This is a genomic window from Enterococcus sp. DIV1208 (assembly GCF_050530455.1).
Classification (GTDB): domain Bacteria; phylum Bacillota; class Bacilli; order Lactobacillales; family Enterococcaceae; genus Enterococcus_B; species Enterococcus_B hirae.
The window spans coordinates 1,860,616-1,880,754 of record NZ_CP172887.1 but is presented as its reverse complement, the minus strand read 5'-3'; the positions used below and the strand labels follow the sequence as shown (position 1 = coordinate 1,880,754).

Here is a 20,139-nt window from a genome sequence, read left to right as displayed (position 1 = left end):
AACCATTGATTCGGCAATATAGAGAAGAATAGTCAATGATCAGAGGACAAAATAAAAAAGGAGGAGAGGCGTTCTCTCTTCCTTTTTTATTTTAGCTATTTTGAGAAATAAACGAAATGCTTAGTTATTTCCGTTTTTGTTGTTTTCCAGCGTTACGACCTGTTTGGTTTTTAGGTGCTTTGACTTGTTTCTTCACTGGTTGTTCGCTATCCGCAGGTGTCACGTCTTTACGAGGTGTTACGACTTGCTTCGGTGGATTTTGTTTTAACTCTTCTGCCACTTGAGCTTTTAATTTAGGCTTCATGATGACATTTGTAATGAAGGTTTGCAAACAACTAAAGATACCACCAACTACCCAATAAAGTGTGACTCCAGCTGGCGCACTGATCGACATGAAGACGATCATCGCAGGCGAAACGATAAGCATCGTACGCATTGTTTTCTTTTGTTCTTCAGGGATACCGATTGTTGAAATATATCCTTGAAGTAAATAAGCAGCACCAGCAATCGCAACTAATACAAAACTAGGGTGTCCTAAGTCGATCCCATAGAAAGAGGATTCACGAATGCCTTCTGTATAACGAGCTGTGAAATAAAGGGCTGAAAAGATCGGCATTTGGATCAAGAGAGGCAAGCAGCCAATCCCGCCAGTCATACTTAACCCATTTTCACGATAAACTTGTTGCATTTCAGCTTGTGCAGCCATTTGTTCTTCACGAGTAGTCGCCGTTTTTAGTTTTTGTTGAGCGGCTTCGACTTGCGGCTTCAATGCTTGCATTTTTTCAGATTGGATCATTGTCTTTTTCGATTGACTAATACCTAATGGCAAAATGATGATACGAACGATGACTGTCATTAAAATAACAGCCCAACCATAGGACCAGTTGAAGTTCTCCACTAAATATGTAATCGCTTGTCCCATTGGATGGACTAATACTCGGTACACGATACCTGATGTGTCAGGGTTACCATTTGAATCCAGACGAACACAACCAGATAAGAAAAGCATGACTGTGACAAGGCCAGAACCCAATACCCAATTTTTCCATTTATTCATAAAATACTTCCTCTTTTATAATTTTTACACAAAATTAACTATACTAAAAAAGCCCACACAATTCAATCTACTTTATAGAAAATTCATAGATTCCTACCTATATGGTCTTAAAAAAATAAAAAAGTTATTTGTCAAACCACAAAAAGGAAAGGGAGAAAAGCCATCGGTTAAACAGAAGCAAAAACGATCAAACGAATGAGGGACGATTAGAAGAGAGAAGGCACGTTGTTTCTTTAAAAAAAGTCCTTTATCGTCAAACTTTCTTAAAGTCATGTGAGCCTTCTCATAGTGTAAATAGAACTACCTTTTGCGTGTTTCGTCCATTCAGAATCAGTAAATTAGCCGATCACATCAAATTTTTTTCGTTCTTCCATCATCGGATTATCTTGCAAGTCAACGTATTGTACGCGACCACTAGGACTTGGAGAATCCTTTACTTCTTCAATGAATCTTTTGATCGTTTCCTCATCGCCACATGCTTCGATTGTCACCGAACCATCTTCTTCGTTTTTAACTGTGCCTGTGATCCCTAATTGATCGGCAACGATTTTTGTCATATAACGAAAGCCAACACCTTGGACACGTCCTTGAACGTTCATCTTGATTTTTTTCATCATATCCACCTTTCTTTCCTTGCTTTTTAAATTAATGATACCGATTTTTTGATGTTGTAACAAGTTCAAGGTTCGAATTCATGCTATAATTAAGTGAGGTGAAAAATGTGAAAGAAATCCAATCAGCAAAAAATCCAAGAATCAAAGAATTGAAAAAACTACATAAGAAAAAATACCGGGAAGAAACAGGCGAGTATCTACTCGAAGGATTCCATTTGGTTGAAGAGGCAGTTGCTTCTCATGCCAAAGTAAAAGAAATCTTAATCACAGAGAAAGGGTTAGAAGAGTGGGAGGAGTGGCTTAAAAACCATTTAGACATCCCTTGTACCTTGGTAACGAATGAAGTCATGGCTGTGGTATCAGATTTGCCAACACCCCAAGGTATCTTAGCCGTTATGCTCTACGAAAAAGTAAACATGCCCGAATTAACTGGAGGATGGTTATTGTTAGATAATGTCCAAGATCCTGGGAATGTTGGAACAATGATTCGTACGGCAGATGCTTTTGGATTATCTGGTGTCGTTTTAGGAAAAGGATCAGCTGACATTTATAGTACAAAAGTGTTAAGAAGTATGCAGGGGAGCAATTACCATCTACCAATACTTCAAACAGACCTTGAGCAAATGATCCCGCTTTTAAAGGAACAAAATTTTAATATCTATGGAACGGAATTGAACGAGGATGCTCGTTCATTAGAACAGGTAACTGTTCCTGAGAAGTATGCAATTGTCATGGGGAATGAAGGGCAAGGCGTGCGGCCCGAAATTCTTTCCTTGACGGATAAAAATATCTATATTCCGATTTGCGGAAATGCTGAATCATTAAATGTAGGAGTGGCAGCAGGCATCGTACTTTACCATTTCTCTTTATGATTAAGGAACTATTAAGCTTTCTACATTTTGATGGAAACTCACTAGGATATTCCGAACACTAATGATATACTAGGATCAATTTCAAAGGAAAATGAAATTCAAAAAAGGTGGCAGATCAATAATTATGACAGAAAAATGGCGTGAAGACGAAGAATATATGTCTTATGTAGAAGATCTATTAGCAACAGATGCAGTGAAGAAATTAGCCAATTATACACAACATGTCCACTCCACTCGATTAGAGCATTCTCTTAGTGTTTCTTACTATAGTTATAAATTAGCCAAAAAATGGGGCGGTAATGCAAAAGCAACCGCACGTGCAGGTCTTTTGCATGATCTTTTCTACTATGATTGGCGTACAACAAAATTTGATGAAGGAACGCATGCTTATATCCATCCAAGGATCGCAGTGAAAAATGCAGAAAAAATTACTGACCTATCCGATTTAGAGCGTGATATCATTTTAAAACATATGTGGGGCGCTACGATCGCACCGCCTAAGTATAAAGAAAGCTATATTGTGACGTTTGTCGACAAATATTGTGCTGTGAAAGAAGCAGCACAGCCGATGACTGCTTCGATGAAACAAAAATGGCAAAGATATTTCGGCAAAGAACAATCGATTTAATACGATGTGATTAAGAATTCTTCCTGAGAAATTTCATAAAATTTCTCAGGTTTTTTTTTATTGACGAACCATGATTTTTACGGTTTACTTTGTATCAAGAACAAGTTGTTGATACAAAATTAAAGGGGGTGATGATAAGATGCCATATGGATCTTATTTAAAAGAGTGGAAAAGCTTTAACTAACGTACTTTGTTGAAGTTCTTTTCTTCAAAGTACATTCACTTGAAAGAAGAAAGGACTCAAAGTCATGGAAAAAACAATTAAACCTTATCAATATTATTTTATTAAAAGAGAAGTCGAACAATTAATATCAGTCTATCATTCAGTAAACGATTCTAAAACGATCGAAACGGTCCAAGCATTAGCTGTGGAGAGAATAGAGGAACTAGTAGAACCCTCACAAAGGATGAACCTTTTCTTAGAAAACATCTTAGATACTTCTTTGACTAAAGAAACTGCTGAACGCTTATTAGAAGAATTAAAAGAATCAGTTCAACCTTTTGAGCAACCTTCGAAAGCTCAAATCGAAAAATTATTCCGAAAAGTGAAAAAGCTAAAACAACCTGATTGGAATCATTTGGATTTAAGAGAACACACCTATATTGGATGGAATGATCCTGGTACCCAGAAAAAATTTCTTGTTTATTATGATGAATCAGGGAAGTTAAACGGTATTCGCGGGACTTTATCCCCGACCATCACGAAAGGGATTTGTACGATTTGTAAAAAAACTTCGAGTGTGTCACTCTTTTTAGCAACAACAAAATCGAATTCAGATGGCACCTATACGAAAAAAGGAAACTATATTTGCCATGATAGTGAGCATTGTAACCACAATTTAGTCCAATTGACTCCTTTTTATGAATTTACTGAGATTGTAAAAAAAGAAGGATAATTTCATTGTATTTTTCATAAATATATGCTATTTTAATTGATGAAGTGAATAGGTGATGGTGTTCGCCTTTAAACGTTAATCTTAAGATAACTAATGACGCCTACTAAGAATCGGGATACCCCTTTTTTTAGTAGGCGTTTTTTTTGAGGAGGAAAAGAGATGGAAAATCGATTACCTGATCCAATTAGGGTCGTCGTATACATGATCAAATGGTTATTGATCACATTGCTATTGGGAATTTTTATGGGAAGTTTATCAGCCTTTTTTCTCAATAGTTTAACATGGGTTACTAATATACGCCTTGCTTCACCCTGGTTGTTGTTTCTTTTACCAGTAAGTGGTGGAATTTTTGCTTTTTTATATAGTAAGTACGGAGGAAATTCTGGTAGAGGAAATAACTTAGTGATTGATCAAGGAAATGGTGGGGAAGAAAAAATTCCTTTACGCCTGATTCCTTTAACGTTATTTGGAACGATTACCACCCATTTATTTGGTGGTTCTGTCGGACGAGAAGGAACAGCTGTGCAAATGGGAGGCGCTTTAGCAGAAAATTTAGCCCGTCTCTTTCAGTTAAATAAAGTGGAACGGGAGTTATTGGTGATCAGCGGGATCAGTGCTGGTTTTAGTTCCGTTTTTGGTACGCCTCTGGCTGGAACACTATTTGGGTTAGAAGTTTTAGCAATTGGAAAAGTTAGAACAGAAGCCTTATTTCCAAGTTTTTTTGCAGCACTGTTTGCTAACTTTGTGACTGAAAGCTTTGGGGTGAAACATATCCATTACCCTATGGGGACGATTCCAAATTGGGATGTATCTCTTTTCTTTAAATTATTCGTTGCAGGCATTGCTTTTGGTCTTATTGGTTGGGTATTTAGTCGTTCGATCGTTTTTTTGAAAACTTGGTATGCCAAAAGAATGGCTAGTCCAGTTCTACGTAATTTTATTGGCGGAGCTGTGGTCGTCATCGCAGCGCTCTTATTGCAAACCCAAAGATATTTGGGGCTCAGTTTGCCTTTGTTAACTGATGCCTTTAATGGTACCGCCCATTTCTATGATTTTCTTGGAAAGCTTGGATTTACTGTCTTGTCTTTAGGTGCTGGTTATCAAGGTGGAGAGGTAACTCCTTTATTTGAAATTGGAGCGACATTAGGTGCTGCTCTAGCACCAATCTTACATGTGTCCATTCCTTTTTTAGCAGCCTTGGGATTCATTGGCGTCTTTTCAGGAGCAACAAATACACCCATTGCTTGTTTTGTTATGGGAATCGAATTGTTCGGTGGACAAGCAGCCAGTTATTTCTTTATGATCTGTCTGGTGAGCTTCATGTGTTCTGGTAATAGTGGAATTTATTCAGCACAAAAAGTAGTAGTGAAAAAGGGAATTCTTTTCCTGCCAATGATGGGAAGTCAGAAACAGTCTGAGCGATCTAAAGGGAGAACGAAAACACGAAAATAGTTGTTGCAAAAGGAAAGATTACAAAAAGTAAAAGGCATTTGGGGGGCACCCAAATGCCTTATTTAAATAAAGATGCTCAAAGCTGCGAATAATACGGTAAATAGCACGATTAAGCCACCAACGATCAAGTGTCTTTTTTTGTGCAGAACCAAGATGGCGATATATTCTCGCAAAAATGCATTCGGCAAGTAGTAAAAGGCAGTTTTCGCTCCGATTCCATCCGCTTTTAAACCAGCTTGCTTTGCATAAAGACCTGCACGGAAGATGTGGTAATTATTAGAAGTGAAAATCGCTCGATATGGCCCACCAGTTTGTTGATCCATGAGTTCTTTAGAAAAACGCATATTTTCTAAAGTTGTCTTTGAATTGGCTTCCACCAAGATATCTCTCTCAGGAATGCCTTTAGCTAAAGCATATTGCTTCATCGCAATTGCTTCCGGCACTTTTTCATCTGATCCTTGACCACCAGACATCAATAGAATAGGCGGGTTCAAGGTTGCTTTACTTTGTGCCCAATAAAAGGCGATCGCTTTGTCGATTCTTTTTGCTAAAAGAGGGGATACCGTTTCGCCATTGAGTAGACCAGCCCCTAAAACAATAATGTAATTTTGGTTGTATCGTGGACGGTTGAACTGATACAAAAAAGAAACGGTTATAAAGTTATAGAAAACCACAAAAAGATAAAACAGAATCAATGGGACAGCCGTGAATAATACATTGAACCATTGTGGGAAATATTGGATAAAGAAGATTTGAAATATAGTATATAACGTCAAAAAGATTGCTAATAATAAAGTTAAGAGATTGGCTAATGAGCGAGATTCTCTTTTTAAAACTAATAACCCGTTCCAAAATAAAAAGACGATCAAAATGTAAACGCCAAATAACAAGATCAACAAAACGGGGATAGCAATTATTGCAAATAAACCACCAATAAAAATATTTTGTGTTTCAAGCAGCAAGGTGACTAAGTAGCCACCAAAACTAATTAAAAAGAAATTAAACAATACCCCGTTCAATAGTTTGCGTTTTTCAGTAAAATAGGAGAATGCAAAAATACTGAAAAAAACAAGTGGGATCAAAAAGTAAAAGGTGGAATAAAAAATTTCCAAAACAATGAAGTAAGTGACCATCATCATAAATGTCCAAGATCCACAATAAAAGAACAGAGCAGGATCACTTTGACGACGGCGCCAATAAAGAATACCGGTAAACCCTAAAACATAGAGAACCAAGAAAGTCAGGTCTCTTGTCAAATTCATAGAATTAACTCCTTTCGTTTAATGAACACGAAATAAAACGTGTTTTGTTTAGGTTGATACCAATTTACGCAAAAACGATTGATTGAAAGATAAAATCAATAAAATTGACACAACCTTTACTATTATAGCTAAAATTAGAAAAAAAAGCTGTTCTGAAAAATTAAAAACTAAAAAAAGGAAAACTTGGGGCATGTAGCAAGGATTGTTAGATAAAAGTACACCTCCTAAGTTAGACAATGACATTCTGACTTAAGAGGTGTACTTAAAATTCTACGTTCTACTTGTTGGTATTTTAGCTGGATTAGAACAAATTACTAAAAAAATCAGTAACATGTCGCCAACCAATCACAAAGATATTTGCTTTTTTAACTGATTTAGCAGTAATAATATCTGTGGTTGGTTCTTTATTGTCTTCCAAATAGCCCAGTGAATCATCGGCTAAGGTAATCGTTGCTGTCCCTACCTTCATACCTTTATTGACGGGGGCTGCTACTTGATCATTCGTTACGACTTTTTTATCAAGGGTAGGAGTAATTTTTAATTTACCAGTATCCATACCATTTCTTACCCAAACTTTTACAGGATTTTTTAAGGCAACAGCTACTGAAGTTTCTTTGCCATCTTTCACTGCTAAGTTTTTTAAATCTGGAATACTTGCATTGGACTTTCCAAGTTCTTTAATTGACCAATTATCATAGCAGTAATCCATTAAACGTCCGGTTTCGTTGAAGCGGGCACTTGGATTTGTAGCATGGTCATCGGCATTTAAAACAACCGTAATGACTCGTCTACCATCTTTATTGATCGTTCCAACAAAACAAGCACCAGCAAATTCAGTTGTACCAGTTTTTAAGCCATCTACGCCTTCTTTGTAGTTAACAAACCCAGAAAGCATCCAATTCCAATTCACCATTTCGACAGGAGACTGAGTCCCTTCGCCGAACGTTTCATTAGTAGTATTTGTCACTTTTAATACCTCAGGGAAATCTAAGATCAAGTGTCTGGCAACGATCGCAACATCTTTGGCTGACATTTGGTTTTCTTCTGTTTCCGAGGTACCTTCAGGACGATTCTCACCGAGATAGGAATTATTTAATCCAGAGGCGTTCACAATCGTTGCGTCGTTAATACCCCAATCTTTTAATTGTTTTTTCATCAATTCAAGAAACTTTGTTTCACTGCCAGCTATTTTTTCGGCTAAAGCTACCATTGAGGCGTTAGCAGATTGAATAAAGGCTGAATCAAAAAGTTCTTTGACCGTATAGCTGTTCTCTTTGTGTAAAGGTACGTTTGACAAGTCAGGAACAACGCTCAATTTTTCAGCATAATCTGAAATTGGCACTTTTTCATCCCAAGTCAGTTTTCCTTCTTTTACTTGATCAAGAACGATATAAAGACCAATTATTTTGGTGATTGAAGCAATTCCCATTGGTTTTTCTCCATCTTGATCATAAAGGATCTTACCACTCTCTGCATCAACAGCAAAAGCGGCTTTTGCATTGACTTTGAATGATTCGTCAGCGTGAACTGCTGTGATTGGTAAAATCGCAGCGAGGCACAAGATCAAACTTGTTAATAACATGAACAATCGTAATTTTTTTTGAGGCATTTTTTTCTCCTTGTTTTCTAATAGTTTTCCTATAAATTAAAATTTTATCAAAGAGATAGAGTAGTTTCAATATTTCTGATAAAAACATAATAAAAGATATTTATAGAAAAAGGAGAAAAGTGGTTACTTCTCTTGATCTTTGCTACGAATTTTTACCGGTTGCGCTTCTGGTTCATTCAATCGAGAAGCAACAAAAATAGTAACAGCAGTTAGGGTTAATAAACTGAAGATCATGAATATGTGCATGTGATCACCTCATTCATTTATTTTCTATTAGTGTAGCAAAAAGAATTGAATTTCTTTTTAAGAAATGAAAGGAATGATTGAGTAAAGTATGAAATAATTATGAAATTAATTAAATAAAACAAAAATAGAAATAAGTCGTTTTATTAAAATTCGTTTTATTATCTCGAAAAAATTTGTTGTGGTAGACTTTACTTATAGTAAAGGAATGACTTTTTTTAGGAGGGATACGATTATGACAAAAATGGCGAAAGAATTATTGTCACAGCTGACTTCAGAAGGTGCTACAGGCCCATTCGTCACGATTATGTTGAACACCCATGTCGCACATCAAGATGTAGAAAAAGATCAAATCAAGTTCAAAAATTTTGCGAAAGAAGCAAAAAAACGGTTTGAAAAAAAATATGCTGAACATGACTGGTCCTTGTTCCAAGAAAAAATCACTAGTTTGTTAGAAGATGCTTCATTTTGGCGAAGCGCTACAACAAGCGTTGCTGTCATCTTATCTCCAGAACATACGTATATCCATCGCTTAGGTATTCCTGTAGATGACCAATATTATGTGAGTGATCTGCCATATCTTCTAGCGATTATCAAAAATAGTCACTTTAACTACGCTTATTATCTACTAGGATTGAATCGTGATTCAATGAAGTTGTACGAAGTAAACAATAAGCAGGTAACTGAAGTAAAATTACCGGAAGATGCACCGAAAGATGTAGTAACAGCTTTAGGTTCGGAGTTAACAGGTGGCGGATTAAACTATACTTCAAATGGTAGTGAGGGAGCTACGTTTCATGGTGTCAATCCAAAAGATGAGGAAGTAGAGATCGACTGGGTCAATTATTATCAAGCAGTTGATGATTATCTTAAGGATACCTTTGACAATCCTGAAAAACGCCCAATTTATCTCTTTGCGTTACCGGAAAACCAAACGATGTTCAAAAAAATCGCTAAAAATCCGTACTATTGTTCTGATGTGGCGATCTCTGCCTCACCTGCACAATTATCGTTAAAAGAAATCGAAGCAGGAGCTAAAAAACTTTCTGAGGAATTAGCTGCGAAAGAAGCAGAAGGGTATAATCGTTTGTTAGATAAGAAATTTATCGATCAACTAGTAGATATCGTTCCAGCTGCTAAAGAAGGGAAAATTTCTCACTTGTTTATTGCTACGTCTAACTTAGTGGATGGATTTGGAGAAGATCCAGAAACAGAGTATGACCGCCGTCAAGTTTTAAATGAATTGGCAGATAATGTCATCATGAACGGAGGACAAGTAGTCATTCTTGAACAAAAAGAGGCACCAGATGAGAAAAGTTTAGTAGCAATCCTTCGTTACTAATAGAGTGCCATGAGATTTTGCATTTTGAATAAAGAAATGAAAGAGCACGACTGGGGAAATTTTTTCCTCAGTCTTGTTTATAGTTAAAAAATAAAAAGTAGAAGAAGTCGATTCAACTGGTGTTATTTTACTATCAACTATCGTTCTTATGGGGAATCTTATCAAAAAAAATCGTTAGAGAAAGTCTGAATTATAAGGAAACGATTCCATAATTGTTAGGACGGAATACAGAGATATCACTCTTTTTCTCGTTTTTGTCAGAAAACACCAGATGAAAAGGAAAAAAAGAAGGGAAAATAGTGGCTATTTTGTAACCGATATGATATATTAAGAGTGTAGTTTTTGTTCGGTAATCTGTGGCATGTTTCAAATAAACATCTTCCAGATATACACCATTCAAGTAATTGCAAAATATGTGTTGAAACACAAGGAGGATTTTTATTATGGAAACAGGTACAGTAAAATGGTTTAACTCAGAAAAAGGTTTTGGATTCATTACAGCAGAAAACGGTAACGATGTATTCGTTCATTTCTCAGCTATCCAAGGCGACGGATTCAAAACTCTTGAAGAAGGTCAAACAGTAAACTTTGACGTTGAAGAAGGTCAACGTGGCCCTCAAGCAACTAACGTTGTTAAAGCTTAATTAATTGATTTGAATAAAAGCTCGATAACTACATTGTAGTTGTCGAGCTTTTTTGTTTTGGATCAATCACAAAGTTAAATAAGTTCTTCAGATAAGTGGAATTGATTCTGCATCAATAGGTAGTTGAGTAATCAGCCGGTAGTTAAGGTGATCAGATGATTTAGAAAGTGAACCAATAATATAAAGGTTTTTTTCATAAATGGAAAGAGAGATTAAGAAATTTTCTGGTGATTGTAGTATAATCGCAAGAGAACATTTAAAGGCAAGAGAAGAGGAAGTAAATTTGAAATCAAAAACTTATGCAGTTGTCGATATTGAAACGACTGGGACAAATCCAAAAGAAGATCGCATTATCCAATTTGGATGTGTCATGATTGAAGGTGGTCGAATCACTTCTCGTTTTTCGATTGATATTAATCCCGGACGCAAGATTTCCAAACAAATCCAACATCTGACAGGAATTACCAATCGTCGTGTCCAACAAGCACCTTATTTTGAAGATGTGGCCGCAACCATCTATAATCTGTTGGCGGATACGATTTTTGTTGCTCATAATATTTATTTTGATTATAACTTTCTTAATCAGGAGCTATTAAGGTGCCAAACACCGGGATTAAAGATTCCTGGCATCGATACTGTTGAATTAGCTCAAATCTTCTTGCCAAGTGAGCCAAGCTTTCGATTGGCTGATCTGTCAGAGAGTCTAGGCTTTATTCATGAAAACCCACACCAAGCTGATAGTGATGCCGAAGTGACTGCCCAACTTCTTCTATTGATTGAAGAACGGATGCGCCGTTTACCATTAGTCACATTAGAAGCCATTTATGCATTAAGTGGGCAAACTGGAATGGATACAAGTCGATTTATTCAAAGTGTGATGGAAGAGATGAGAGAACAACCTCAGCCGTTAAACGAAGAATTAGAGATAATCGATGGGTTAGCTTTGCAAAAAAAAGAAGTAGATCTTTATACCAGCATTCATTACAACGAGCAAGTTTATCCTAGAAAGAAACAAGCTAAAGAAAAGATATTTGGGAAAACATTGATGTATCGTAAGGAACAAAATCGCTTGATGAATGCAGTATACGACCATTTTACCAAAGATGAGTCCAAAGATTTGATGATTGAAGCCGCTACTGGAATGGGAAAAACGATCGGGTATCTACTCCCACTCAGCTATTTAGCCACTCCTGAAAAGCCGGCGATCATCAGTACTGTCTCACTGGTACTCCAGCAGCAGATCTTGGAGAAAGATATCCCATTGTTAAATCAATTGTTGGATCAGCCGATTCAAGCAACAGTGATTAAAAGTTATCGCCATTATATCGATTTACAAAGGTTTAAAGCGACCCTTGAAGCGCCAAAAGAACAAAAACAGTATTTACTTTACCAAATGGCAATCCTTGTTTGGTTGACTCAAACAAAAACCGGTGATTTAGACGAATTGCATTTGACCAACTTGAATCATCTTCTTTTTAGTGAGATTGCCCATCGGGGGACTTCATTTTTAGCTAAAAATCAACCGTTTTATGCACAAGATTTTGTTCGTTTTTTAGAGAGAAAGATCCAGCAAAGCAATTTTTTGATTGTGAATCATGCCTTTTTAGTCCAAGAAACCCAAAGAAAGCGACCATTGTTACCAGAGAGTCCATATTTATTGATCGATGAGGCGCATCATTTGCCTGATATTGCAGAGAAAGTCAATGATCGCCGCTTAAGTATTGCGTATTTTTTCAAACAAATCCAACAGTTTAACGAATCGGATCATTTGTTTGACCGGATCAAAGCGTATTTACCAGAAAACCACGAAGTTCAACGTTGGTTAGAGATTTACCAAGAGGAGTTAAACGCACTTAACGAAGCGCAAATTTTTCTGGCAGAAGGACTGAATCAATTTGCGGCAAAGCAAACAAACGGTCAGTATCCAGAAGAAATGATGGTTACTCAAGAAATGCTTTCGCAGTTACCATTTGAGTCGAGCCTTGCAATTGACCATCTCCATGTGTTTTATCGTGAAATCAAACAACTACAAGACCAAATGCGCTTAAGTTTGACAATCATTCAAGAAAGCTGGACGAAACAAATGCGCATTGATTTAGCCACTCTTTATCAATTATTCGATCAAATGGAAAAGCAAGCAACTTTGATGGAACAGTGGCTGGAAGATTGGCATGAAAATTTGATCCATTGGTTTGTTCCCAACAAAACGGCGCAACAAACGATTTTTCATCTTCACGATTTCAAGGCAGCCTCACTGAAAAGAACAGTTTGGTATCCGCGCTACACGCATATTTTATATATTGGCGGCACGCTTAAAGTGGGACCGAATCGTCAGTATCTTGCGAAACGTTTAGGAATTGAAGGTACACCATTGAAAGTGATCGCATCTCCTTATGATTACGAAAAACAAGTCCGTATCTATGTACCCAAAGAAGCACCGTCAATTAGTCAAGTTGATCAGCAACAATACGTGGACTATTTGTCTCATACGTTGTCTCAATTGATCTTACAAGAAAAGCGGCCAATCTTGGTTTTGTTTACGTCACATGATATTTTACAAAAAGTTTATCAGGCGATTCATTTATCCATGTTAGAGCAAGGACGGGAAATCTTAGCCCAAGGGATCGGCGGTAGCCGACAGAAATTGTTGAAACGATTCATGCTGTCTGAAATGAGTGTTTTATTTGGAGCTGATAGTTTTTGGGAAGGTGTGGATTTACCGGGGGATGCTTTACAGATTGTCGTGGTTACCCGCTTACCTTTTGACAATCCGTTACGACCGATGGTGAAGGCAAGGAATACCTATCTTGAATCAGAAGGAATCAACCCATTCTATCAAGAATCGATCCCTAAAGCTGCTTTAAAATTGAGACAAGCCTTAGGAAGATTGATTCGTGGTGAAGAAGATCGAGGCGTTTTATTGATTCTGGATCGTCGATTACTGTCTGCGAAATACAGTAATCGGATCTTGCAGGCCTTACCGAAGAATATTACGATCAAAGAAGAAACATTGGACGATATTTGCAAAGATATCCCAAAATTCTTAAAGAAAAACGAAGAATAAACTTCTTCAGACAATCTATTTTCGCATGAAAAATCTGCTATAATAAAACTTAGCGAATATAAAAGGAGCGACGATCCTTGAAGAAACAATCAAAACAAAAGCAAGAATCTCCGAAAGAAAAAACAATTAATCATGTATTACTAGGGTTGATTATCGCTTTATTAGCGATAATCGTATTTAGTTCGATTTTTTATTTACGTGCGAGCCGCCCAAGGATGCAAGCCAAACAAGAAGCAATTGAGATTGCTAAAAAATACGCAGGACTTGAAGAAGCAGATCACTTTTATTGGTTTACTCGGAATCATACTTACTTTTCTTTGACTGGTAAAAACGATAAAGGGCAAGAAATTGCGGTCATTATTCCTAAATCGGGCGAAAAGGTCAAAGTATTAGCTCAAAAAGATGGGATAACTGAACAAGAAGCAAAAGAAAAAATTGCTCAAGCTCATCCAGAAGTCCAAATCGAAAAAGCTTCACTAGGAATGTACGATAATCAAGCTGTCTGGGAAGTTGTTGGAAAAAATTCAAAGGATCAATTCAATTATTATTTGCTTTCTTTCGAGTCAGGGAAAGAAATAAAAACTATCACTGGAATATAATTTGTAAAGGATGAGTAGGATGAAGCTGTCAAAAAGAGTACAACAATTAGAACCTTCTGTGACGCTTGCTGCAGCAGCAAAAGCAAAAGCTTTAAAAGCACAAGGAAAAGATATCTTAAGTCTAACGGTCGGAGAACCTGACTTTGAAACGCCCGAAAATATCCAAGAAGTGGCGGTTCAGGCAATTAGAAACGGCAAAGCAAGTTACTATACGCCGAGCGCAGGGATTCCTGAACTACGCCAAGCAATTGTCGATTATATCAAGGAGTACTATGGGATCACCTATGAACCTTCTCAAACGATTGTAACGGATGGTGCAAAATTTGCGTTATATGCCCTTTTTCAGACGATTTTAGATCCTGAAGATGAAGTGATCATCCCAGTACCTTATTGGGTAAGTTATGGAGAGCAAGTAAAATTAGCAGAAGGTCGACCGGTATTTGTTAAAGGCGAGGAAAACAATGGATTTAAAATAACTGTTTCCCAGCTAGAAGCATCACGAACCCCTAAAACGAAAGCATTGATCATCAATTCTCCTTCGAATCCGACAGGAATGATCTATGATCAAAAAGAGCTGCAAGCAATCGGAGAATGGGCTGTCAAACATGATATTTTGATAGTTGCAGATGATATTTATGGACGTTTAGTTTATAATGGCAATGAGTTTACTCCAATTGCAACAATCTCTGAATCTATTCGTAAGCAAACGATCATCATCAATGGGGTCTCAAAAACTTATGCAATGACGGGATGGAGAATCGGCTATGCTTTGGGGAACCAAGAAATCATCGATGGGATGATTACAATTGCTTCTCAATCAACAAGTAATTCAACAGCAGTCAGTCAATATGCTGCGATTGAAGCGTTGACTGGTGAGCAAGATCCAGTGGAAGAAATGCGCGTGGCATTTGAAGAACGCCTAAATATCTTATATCCACTTGTTTCAAACTTACCTGGAGTGACACTTAATAAACCACAAGGTGCTTTTTATTTGTTTCCGAATGTAAAAGAAACGTTGGCTATGTGCGGTTATGAGAATGTTACGAAGTGGGTAGAAGATCTATTAGAGGAAACGGGTGTTGCTTTAGTAACTGGTGAAGGATTTGGTGCGCCAGAAAATGTGCGATTAAGTTATGCAACGGATCTTGGAACTTTGGAAGAAGCAGTCCGACGTATTGCGCAATTTATTGAGAGTAAAAGTCAAATATAATCCTAATAATTAAGGTAGAGCGAAGGAGAGTCATAAGTGGAAACAATTCAAATCATTGATTCGAAAAATCATGTAGGAGAAACAGTAAAGATTGGCGCTTGGGTAGCAAATAAACGTTCAAGCGGAAAAATTGCTTTTCTACAACTAAGAGATGGAACGGCTTATTTTCAAGGAGTAGTTGTGAAAAGTGAAGTTCCAGAAGAAGTATTTCAATTAGCAAAAAATCTTCACCAAGAAACATCAATCATCTTGACCGGAGAAATCCGTGAAGATAGCCGTTCAAAATTTGGCTACGAAATCGGGATTAAGACAATCGAAGTTGTCAGTGAAAGTCATGATTATCCCATCACACCTAAAGAACATGGAACTGATTTTTTGATGGATCACCGTCATTTATGGTTACGTTCTTCCAGACAACATGCAATCATGCAAATCAGAAATGAAATTATTCGTGCAACATATGAGTTCTTTAATAACCATAACTTTGTCAAAATCGATCCTCCAATTTTAACTGGTTCTGCACCAGAAGGAACGACTGACTTATTTGAAACGAACTATTTTGACCAAAAAGCGTACTTATCACAAAGTGGTCAATTATATATGGAAGCTGCAGCGATGGCTTTTGGTAAAGTATTCTCCTTTGGTCCAACATTCCGTGCAGAAAAATCAAAAACACGTCGTCATTTGATCGAATTTTGGATGATTGAACCTGAGATGGCATTTACACATCAAGAAGAAAGTCTAGAGGTCCAAGAACAATATGTTGCTTTCTTAGTACAAAATGTATTGGATCACTGTGATTACGCATTAGATGTCTTGGAACGAGACAAAGAAGTATTGAAAACTTATACGAAGTTACCATTCCCACGTATCTCTTATGATGATGCGATTGAATTATTGAAGAAAAATGGGTTTGATGATATTGAGTGGGGCGATGATTTTGGTTCTCCGCATGAGACATTCATTGCCAATTCATTTGAACAACCCGTATTTATCTTGAATTATCCAAAAGCAATCAAACCTTTCTATATGAAACCACATCCAACTCGTGAAGATGTAGTGATCTGTGCCGATATGATCGCACCAGAAGGATACGGTGAGATCATTGGTGGTAGTGAACGGGCAACGGATTATGAATTCTTATTAGAACAGATCAAAAATCATGGTTTAGACGAAAATGAATATTCTTGGTATCTTGATTTGCGTAAATATGGTTCAGTGCCACATTCTGGATTTGGATTGGGCTTAGAGCGAACAGTTACTTGGATCGCAGGTATCGACCATGTGCGTGAAGCAATTCCATTCCCACGTTTGTTAAACCGTATCTATCCATAAAAATGAAATAGCTGGTTCAACCACAAAAAACTGCAGAAAGTGGCCTCTTAGGAGGTTAACTTTCTGCAGTTTTTTTATAACTTAGTCAGTTTGTAATGGCTCTTTTAAAGCTTTAATTAATGGTTGGATCGTTGATTGCTGAAGAAGCAATTCTAAGGTACGAATCTCTTTTAGCGAAGGATAATTGTCTAAAAGTAGCCAGTTTTTCTGAGGAGCTATTGGAAGATTAGAAATCCAGTAATCGATGGAATCTGCATTTTGATCGTTCATTACAGAATCTTGGACATCAATGATTTCAAAAACTGCGTACTCATTCAATTTCGTTTTAAGAAGCGTAATCAGTAATTCACTATGTACTTGGTCGTAGGTAAAAGCAAGACCAATTTTTTTCTTCTGTTGATTTTTTCTAATAAGTTCCTTTAAGTGTTTATCATAGATAATTGTAAGATAGAGCCATTCATAAAATAAAGGATCATCATTTATTTCATTTCTGAAAGTGATCAATTTTTGTAACAGTCGGTTAGCAGTATGGGCAGAAAAGCGCCCATTTTGCTTAAAAAATTCAATCACAAATCGTTTTTTTTGATCATTTAACAAATATTTGATTTTTCCAGACAAAGTTAGTGATTGATCGATCGAATAATGGAGCTCGATTTCTTTATTTTCTCCAAATAGCTGGTAGAGTTCAGTTGTCAACTGAATCAAGGATTGCTTTTTCCCTTGCATTTCTAGTGAAAGCTTTGGTTCTTTCATCATTGACTGAAATGTTAAGAGATTTGATTGGACGACACCCGTATATGAAAGCTTGAATACTTCTTTGAAGTGTGCATAATCAATGACGATTCGTGAATCATCAAATGGTAAAGTTGCTGAGGATATTGCATTTTTATCCGCTGATTTATAATAAGTCGTTGATTTTTGGATATGGACACTAAGCTTAATAATCACCCAGATCCAGCTACTTAATCGTTGTTGTTCTCGAGAAGTAGAGAAGTTGGGCAATTCGGTAAATGCTTGCAACAGTTGATCAAGAATTAATTGTTCTTTCGGAAGAATATATTGAGTATTAGCGTGATATTTTTCTGAAAAAAAGACATAAAAAAACTGATATAGTTTAGATGAATCTCCTGTAAAGTAGAAAGGAGAGTCAGTCAGACAAATATCATGGCAGTTCAAAAAATCAGCTACTTGTTTTTTGATACGGCGAAATTGAGATTTACTGATTTTTAGTTTTTTAAAATTTCCGAAGTTGTTATAAACGGACGAGAAAAAACCAGAGAAATAAATTGAAGCTGTACAGAATCTTGATAAATATAACTGTATACTTCACTATAGCTGATTGGTTTATTTTTTCTCAGCAATAAATGATCTTTTTCTTTTCCACTTGAAAAAAGCCACGATTTTCCAGCTCATTCAATTGTTTAAGAATCGTTTGCTTGGTTGCTTGGGTTGTTTCTTCTAGTTGTTGAACGGTCACTTGTCCATTTGCTAAATATGTTTCTAAAATAATTAACTGGATATAATGTTTTTTGGATAATATCGCTTTCATCTTGGTTGGAACCTCCTTACTCGTTATAAGGATTGTACTAATGAAATAGCTGCTATCGGCAATGATAATTTCTTTTTTTGGAAAAAAAATTATGGACAATTCCAAAAAATTAGTAAACATTAGCAGGATTGCTAAATAGAGAGATGAAAAATGGGAATTTGGCGATTTATTTCTTTTTTTGTGTAAAAAAGGATCTTTAAAATAAAATGTTCATGAAAATTCAAGGCAAATAAAAGAGTATCTCCAGAGATAATATAGAATGAGTCTCGTTACCTAATCGTAACAGCAGAAATCAATTAGTGGGGGAAAATAGAATGAAAAATAACATGAAGAAGGTATTTGTCGCAAGTATTGCCTGTCTGTCTTTAGGAACTTCTATAGGCGTACATGCAACAACCATAGGCAAGGAAGCTATTACTATCAGTGATAACTTGAAAGAAGTGGTTGAGGACTCGATTATCAGTAACGGGGATTTTAGCGCTGGTTTAGATCATTGGATCGTGTCAAACCCAGAATCGAAGAATCCAACACTGGTAACTGAAAATGGGGTTTCTTATGTGAAAGCAATGTTGGGCGAAAATATCCATCAATATGTGAAATTACAACCCAATACGACCTACACATTTTCTTATGACGCTGCGGGAAGCAAAAATTTTCCGAGTAAAGTCGAGTTTGGTACATTGAATCACGGAGAAGAATTTGTTTCTTTACAAGAATCGGCACATAATAATGAACAATGGGAAAGACATTCGTTTACTTTTACGACACCAGAAAAAGACAATACATATATTATCCGTTTTTCTTCTACGGGAAATGGTTGGGCAACTTTTAAAAATATCGATATCCAATCTGAAGATGACACATCCCAAAATACTTTGTTATCTGTTGGAGTAGAAAGTCACCAACCATATATCTACTTAAACTTAACGCCAGAACAATTTAATAGCAAACAACGCCTGATGGTTTATTTGGATGGTAACTATTATTTTGAAACGTATAATGGTAAAGCTTACTACTCTTACAAAGAGATAACAGACGAACTAGTAAAGATACGTCGTGGGTTTGAAGGCAACAAAGGTGAAAAAATTGAAGTTTATTTAGCGCCTGGATCACCTGGTCAAAGCTCTGCAGGTAAAGTATTGTTAGAAACCTATGTAGTAGAGAAAAAATTGGAATCAGCAGCGACTGAATATGATCAGATCGTGAAAGATATTCAAGTAGTTGGAAATAAAGTAGTGATGGATATTGATCGAGAAATATTTGAGCAAGACAATCGAATCGTACTTTATAAAAATGATGCATATATCGCGGAAACTTATAAAGGAAAAGCTTACTATTCATCAGTCAAAAAAATGAATGAGACTGTTCGGGTGACTTACAGTAAAGGCGTGGTTGCTGGCGATATCATTTCAGTTAAATTAGTAGGTAATCGACCAGGAACAAGTACTACGAATAGTTTCCAACAACTACTAGCGACTATAGAAGTGGAATAATCCCAGTAAAATAGATATCGCTTAGGATGAAGAGATACGACAACAATAAAAAAACTCCCTCACTCGTTTGGCTAGTGGGGGAGTTTTAATCAAATAGGAGAAATGCTTATTTTTTTTATTGCTGATAAGATAGCTATTAGGTATGGATTAGTTCAGGGAATGACAAGTGTAGATTCCATTGTTCAGTTCTTTTTTATTTGTGACACTCCTGTACTCTTACAATGAATGATATGGTTTTCACTTTATGAGTCGCTTTTTTTATTGTAAAGG

18 protein-coding genes and 1 riboswitch are annotated in these 20,139 nt (G+C 36.5%); of the genes, 11 read left to right on the top strand and 7 right to left on the bottom strand.

Translation table 11 applies throughout. The annotated features are described in order from the left end of the window. Positions 1-124: 124 nt before the first annotated feature. Together yidC and IGK91_RS08625 are read right to left on the bottom strand one after the other, a co-directional pair. Positions 125-1,057 carry a membrane protein insertase YidC gene (gene yidC / locus IGK91_RS08630; protein ID WP_010718510.1) on the bottom strand — a complete coding sequence of 311 codons (933 nt, stop codon included), beginning with the start codon at positions 1,055-1,057 and terminating at the stop codon, positions 125-127. Positions 1,058-1,395: 338 nt separating this feature from the next. Continuing rightward, entirely contained in the window at positions 1,396-1,671 is a 276-nt protein-coding gene (locus tag IGK91_RS08625; RefSeq protein ID WP_010718509.1) for an acylphosphatase, read from the bottom strand. Between the two features lie 107 nt (positions 1,672-1,778). Between IGK91_RS08625 and IGK91_RS08620 the strand changes: the two genes are divergently transcribed. The 4 genes from IGK91_RS08620 (at position 1,779) to IGK91_RS08605 (ending at position 5,519) form a co-directional block, all read left to right on the top strand. After that, positions 1,779-2,543: a TrmH family RNA methyltransferase gene (locus IGK91_RS08620; protein WP_181934372.1), complete on the top strand. Its 765-nt coding sequence runs from the start codon at positions 1,779-1,781 to the stop codon at positions 2,541-2,543. A gap of 124 nt (positions 2,544-2,667) precedes the next feature. Further along, positions 2,668-3,171, top strand: coding sequence for an HD domain-containing protein (locus IGK91_RS08615; protein ID WP_010737939.1), 504 nt, complete (start codon positions 2,668-2,670; stop codon positions 3,169-3,171). A 248-nt stretch (positions 3,172-3,419) separates the two neighbouring features. Then, the gene (locus IGK91_RS08610) at positions 3,420-4,067 is read left to right on the top strand and encodes a FusB/FusC family EF-G-binding protein (RefSeq protein WP_010718506.1); all 648 of its coding nucleotides are present in this window, start codon (positions 3,420-3,422) and stop codon (positions 4,065-4,067) included. A gap of 42 nt (positions 4,068-4,109) precedes the next feature. Further along, a riboswitch (Fluoride riboswitch) is annotated at positions 4,110-4,177 on the top strand. 49 nt (positions 4,178-4,226) lie between these two features. Continuing rightward, positions 4,227-5,519 carry a voltage-gated chloride channel family protein gene (locus tag IGK91_RS08605; protein ID WP_010737938.1) on the top strand — a complete coding sequence of 431 codons (1,293 nt, stop codon included), beginning with the start codon at positions 4,227-4,229 and terminating at the stop codon, positions 5,517-5,519. Between the two features lie 62 nt (positions 5,520-5,581). On the opposite strand, the gene IGK91_RS08600 is transcribed toward IGK91_RS08605, so the two are convergent. From IGK91_RS08600 to IGK91_RS08590, 3 genes are all read right to left on the bottom strand, one after another. Further along, positions 5,582-6,781 (bottom strand): YdcF family protein, encoded by a 1,200-nt coding sequence (locus IGK91_RS08600; protein WP_010718504.1) that lies wholly within the window; start codon positions 6,779-6,781, stop codon positions 5,582-5,584. A gap of 301 nt (positions 6,782-7,082) precedes the next feature. Further along, positions 7,083-8,390, bottom strand: coding sequence for a serine hydrolase (locus IGK91_RS08595; protein ID WP_181934371.1), 1,308 nt, complete (start codon positions 8,388-8,390; stop codon positions 7,083-7,085). Between the two features lie 123 nt (positions 8,391-8,513). Continuing rightward, on the bottom strand, positions 8,514-8,636 hold the full coding sequence (locus IGK91_RS08590; RefSeq protein WP_010737936.1) for a hypothetical protein: 123 nt from the start codon (positions 8,634-8,636) through the stop codon (positions 8,514-8,516). 232 nt (positions 8,637-8,868) lie between these two features. Between IGK91_RS08590 and IGK91_RS08585 the strand changes: the two genes are divergently transcribed. The 6 genes from IGK91_RS08585 to asnS all read left to right on the top strand — a co-directional run bounded on the left by IGK91_RS08585 (position 8,869) and on the right by asnS (position 16,827). Beyond that, positions 8,869-9,975 (top strand): hypothetical protein, encoded by a 1,107-nt coding sequence (locus IGK91_RS08585; protein ID WP_010737935.1) that lies wholly within the window; start codon positions 8,869-8,871, stop codon positions 9,973-9,975. 443 nt (positions 9,976-10,418) lie between these two features. Further along, complete coding sequence (locus IGK91_RS08580; RefSeq protein WP_005875554.1) at positions 10,419-10,619, top strand: cold-shock protein; 201 nt, start codon at positions 10,419-10,421, stop codon at positions 10,617-10,619. A gap of 283 nt (positions 10,620-10,902) precedes the next feature. Beyond that, positions 10,903-13,683, top strand: coding sequence for a helicase C-terminal domain-containing protein (locus tag IGK91_RS08575; RefSeq protein WP_025480520.1), 2,781 nt, complete (start codon positions 10,903-10,905; stop codon positions 13,681-13,683). Positions 13,684-13,760: 77 nt separating this feature from the next. Continuing rightward, entirely contained in the window at positions 13,761-14,282 is a 522-nt protein-coding gene (locus IGK91_RS08570) for a DUF5590 domain-containing protein (RefSeq protein WP_010718499.1), read from the top strand. A 19-nt stretch (positions 14,283-14,301) separates the two neighbouring features. Next, entirely contained in the window at positions 14,302-15,492 is a 1,191-nt protein-coding gene (locus tag IGK91_RS08565) for a pyridoxal phosphate-dependent aminotransferase (RefSeq protein ID WP_181934370.1), read from the top strand. Between the two features lie 36 nt (positions 15,493-15,528). After that, entirely contained in the window at positions 15,529-16,827 is a 1,299-nt protein-coding gene (gene asnS / locus IGK91_RS08560) for an asparagine--tRNA ligase (protein ID WP_010718497.1), read from the top strand. A gap of 81 nt (positions 16,828-16,908) precedes the next feature. Here the strand turns inward: asnS and IGK91_RS08555 are convergent, their stop codons facing one another. Continuing rightward, positions 16,909-18,003: a hypothetical protein gene (locus IGK91_RS08555; RefSeq protein WP_181934369.1), complete on the bottom strand. Its 1,095-nt coding sequence runs from the start codon at positions 18,001-18,003 to the stop codon at positions 16,909-16,911. Positions 18,004-18,181: 178 nt separating this feature from the next. Continuing rightward, positions 18,182-18,376: a helix-turn-helix domain-containing protein gene (locus IGK91_RS08550; protein WP_010737931.1), complete on the bottom strand. Its 195-nt coding sequence runs from the start codon at positions 18,374-18,376 to the stop codon at positions 18,182-18,184. Between the two features lie 314 nt (positions 18,377-18,690). On the opposite strand from IGK91_RS08550, the gene IGK91_RS08545 reads away from it, so the two are divergent. Further along, on the top strand, positions 18,691-19,869 hold the full coding sequence (locus IGK91_RS08545) for a carbohydrate binding domain-containing protein (RefSeq protein ID WP_010737930.1): 1,179 nt from the start codon (positions 18,691-18,693) through the stop codon (positions 19,867-19,869). Positions 19,870-20,139 lie beyond the last annotated feature (270 nt).

What these genes read in the sequence shown, in the direction of transcription:
- yidC (WP_010718510.1), bottom strand. Translation starts at nt 1,057, where the DNA reads ATGAATAAATGGAAAAATTGGGTATTGGGTTCTGGCCTTGTCACAGTC.
- IGK91_RS08625 (WP_010718509.1), bottom strand. Translation starts at nt 1,671, where the DNA reads ATGAAAAAAATCAAGATGAACGTTCAAGGACGTGTCCAAGGTGTTGGC.
- IGK91_RS08615 (WP_010737939.1), top strand. Translation starts at nt 2,668, where the DNA reads ATGACAGAAAAATGGCGTGAAGACGAAGAATATATGTCTTATGTAGAA.
- IGK91_RS08610 (WP_010718506.1), top strand. Translation starts at nt 3,420, where the DNA reads ATGGAAAAAACAATTAAACCTTATCAATATTATTTTATTAAAAGAGAA.
- IGK91_RS08605 (WP_010737938.1), top strand. Translation starts at nt 4,227, where the DNA reads ATGGAAAATCGATTACCTGATCCAATTAGGGTCGTCGTATACATGATC.
- IGK91_RS08600 (WP_010718504.1), bottom strand. Translation starts at nt 6,781, where the DNA reads ATGAATTTGACAAGAGACCTGACTTTCTTGGTTCTCTATGTTTTAGGG.
- IGK91_RS08595 (WP_181934371.1), bottom strand. Translation starts at nt 8,390, where the DNA reads ATGCCTCAAAAAAAATTACGATTGTTCATGTTATTAACAAGTTTGATC.
- IGK91_RS08590 (WP_010737936.1), bottom strand. Translation starts at nt 8,636, where the DNA reads ATGCACATATTCATGATCTTCAGTTTATTAACCCTAACTGCTGTTACT.
- IGK91_RS08585 (WP_010737935.1), top strand. Translation starts at nt 8,869, where the DNA reads ATGACAAAAATGGCGAAAGAATTATTGTCACAGCTGACTTCAGAAGGT.
- IGK91_RS08580 (WP_005875554.1), top strand. Translation starts at nt 10,419, where the DNA reads ATGGAAACAGGTACAGTAAAATGGTTTAACTCAGAAAAAGGTTTTGGA.
- IGK91_RS08565 (WP_181934370.1), top strand. Translation starts at nt 14,302, where the DNA reads ATGAAGCTGTCAAAAAGAGTACAACAATTAGAACCTTCTGTGACGCTT.
- IGK91_RS08550 (WP_010737931.1), bottom strand. Translation starts at nt 18,376, where the DNA reads ATGAAAGCGATATTATCCAAAAAACATTATATCCAGTTAATTATTTTA.
- IGK91_RS08545 (WP_010737930.1), top strand. Translation starts at nt 18,691, where the DNA reads ATGAAAAATAACATGAAGAAGGTATTTGTCGCAAGTATTGCCTGTCTG.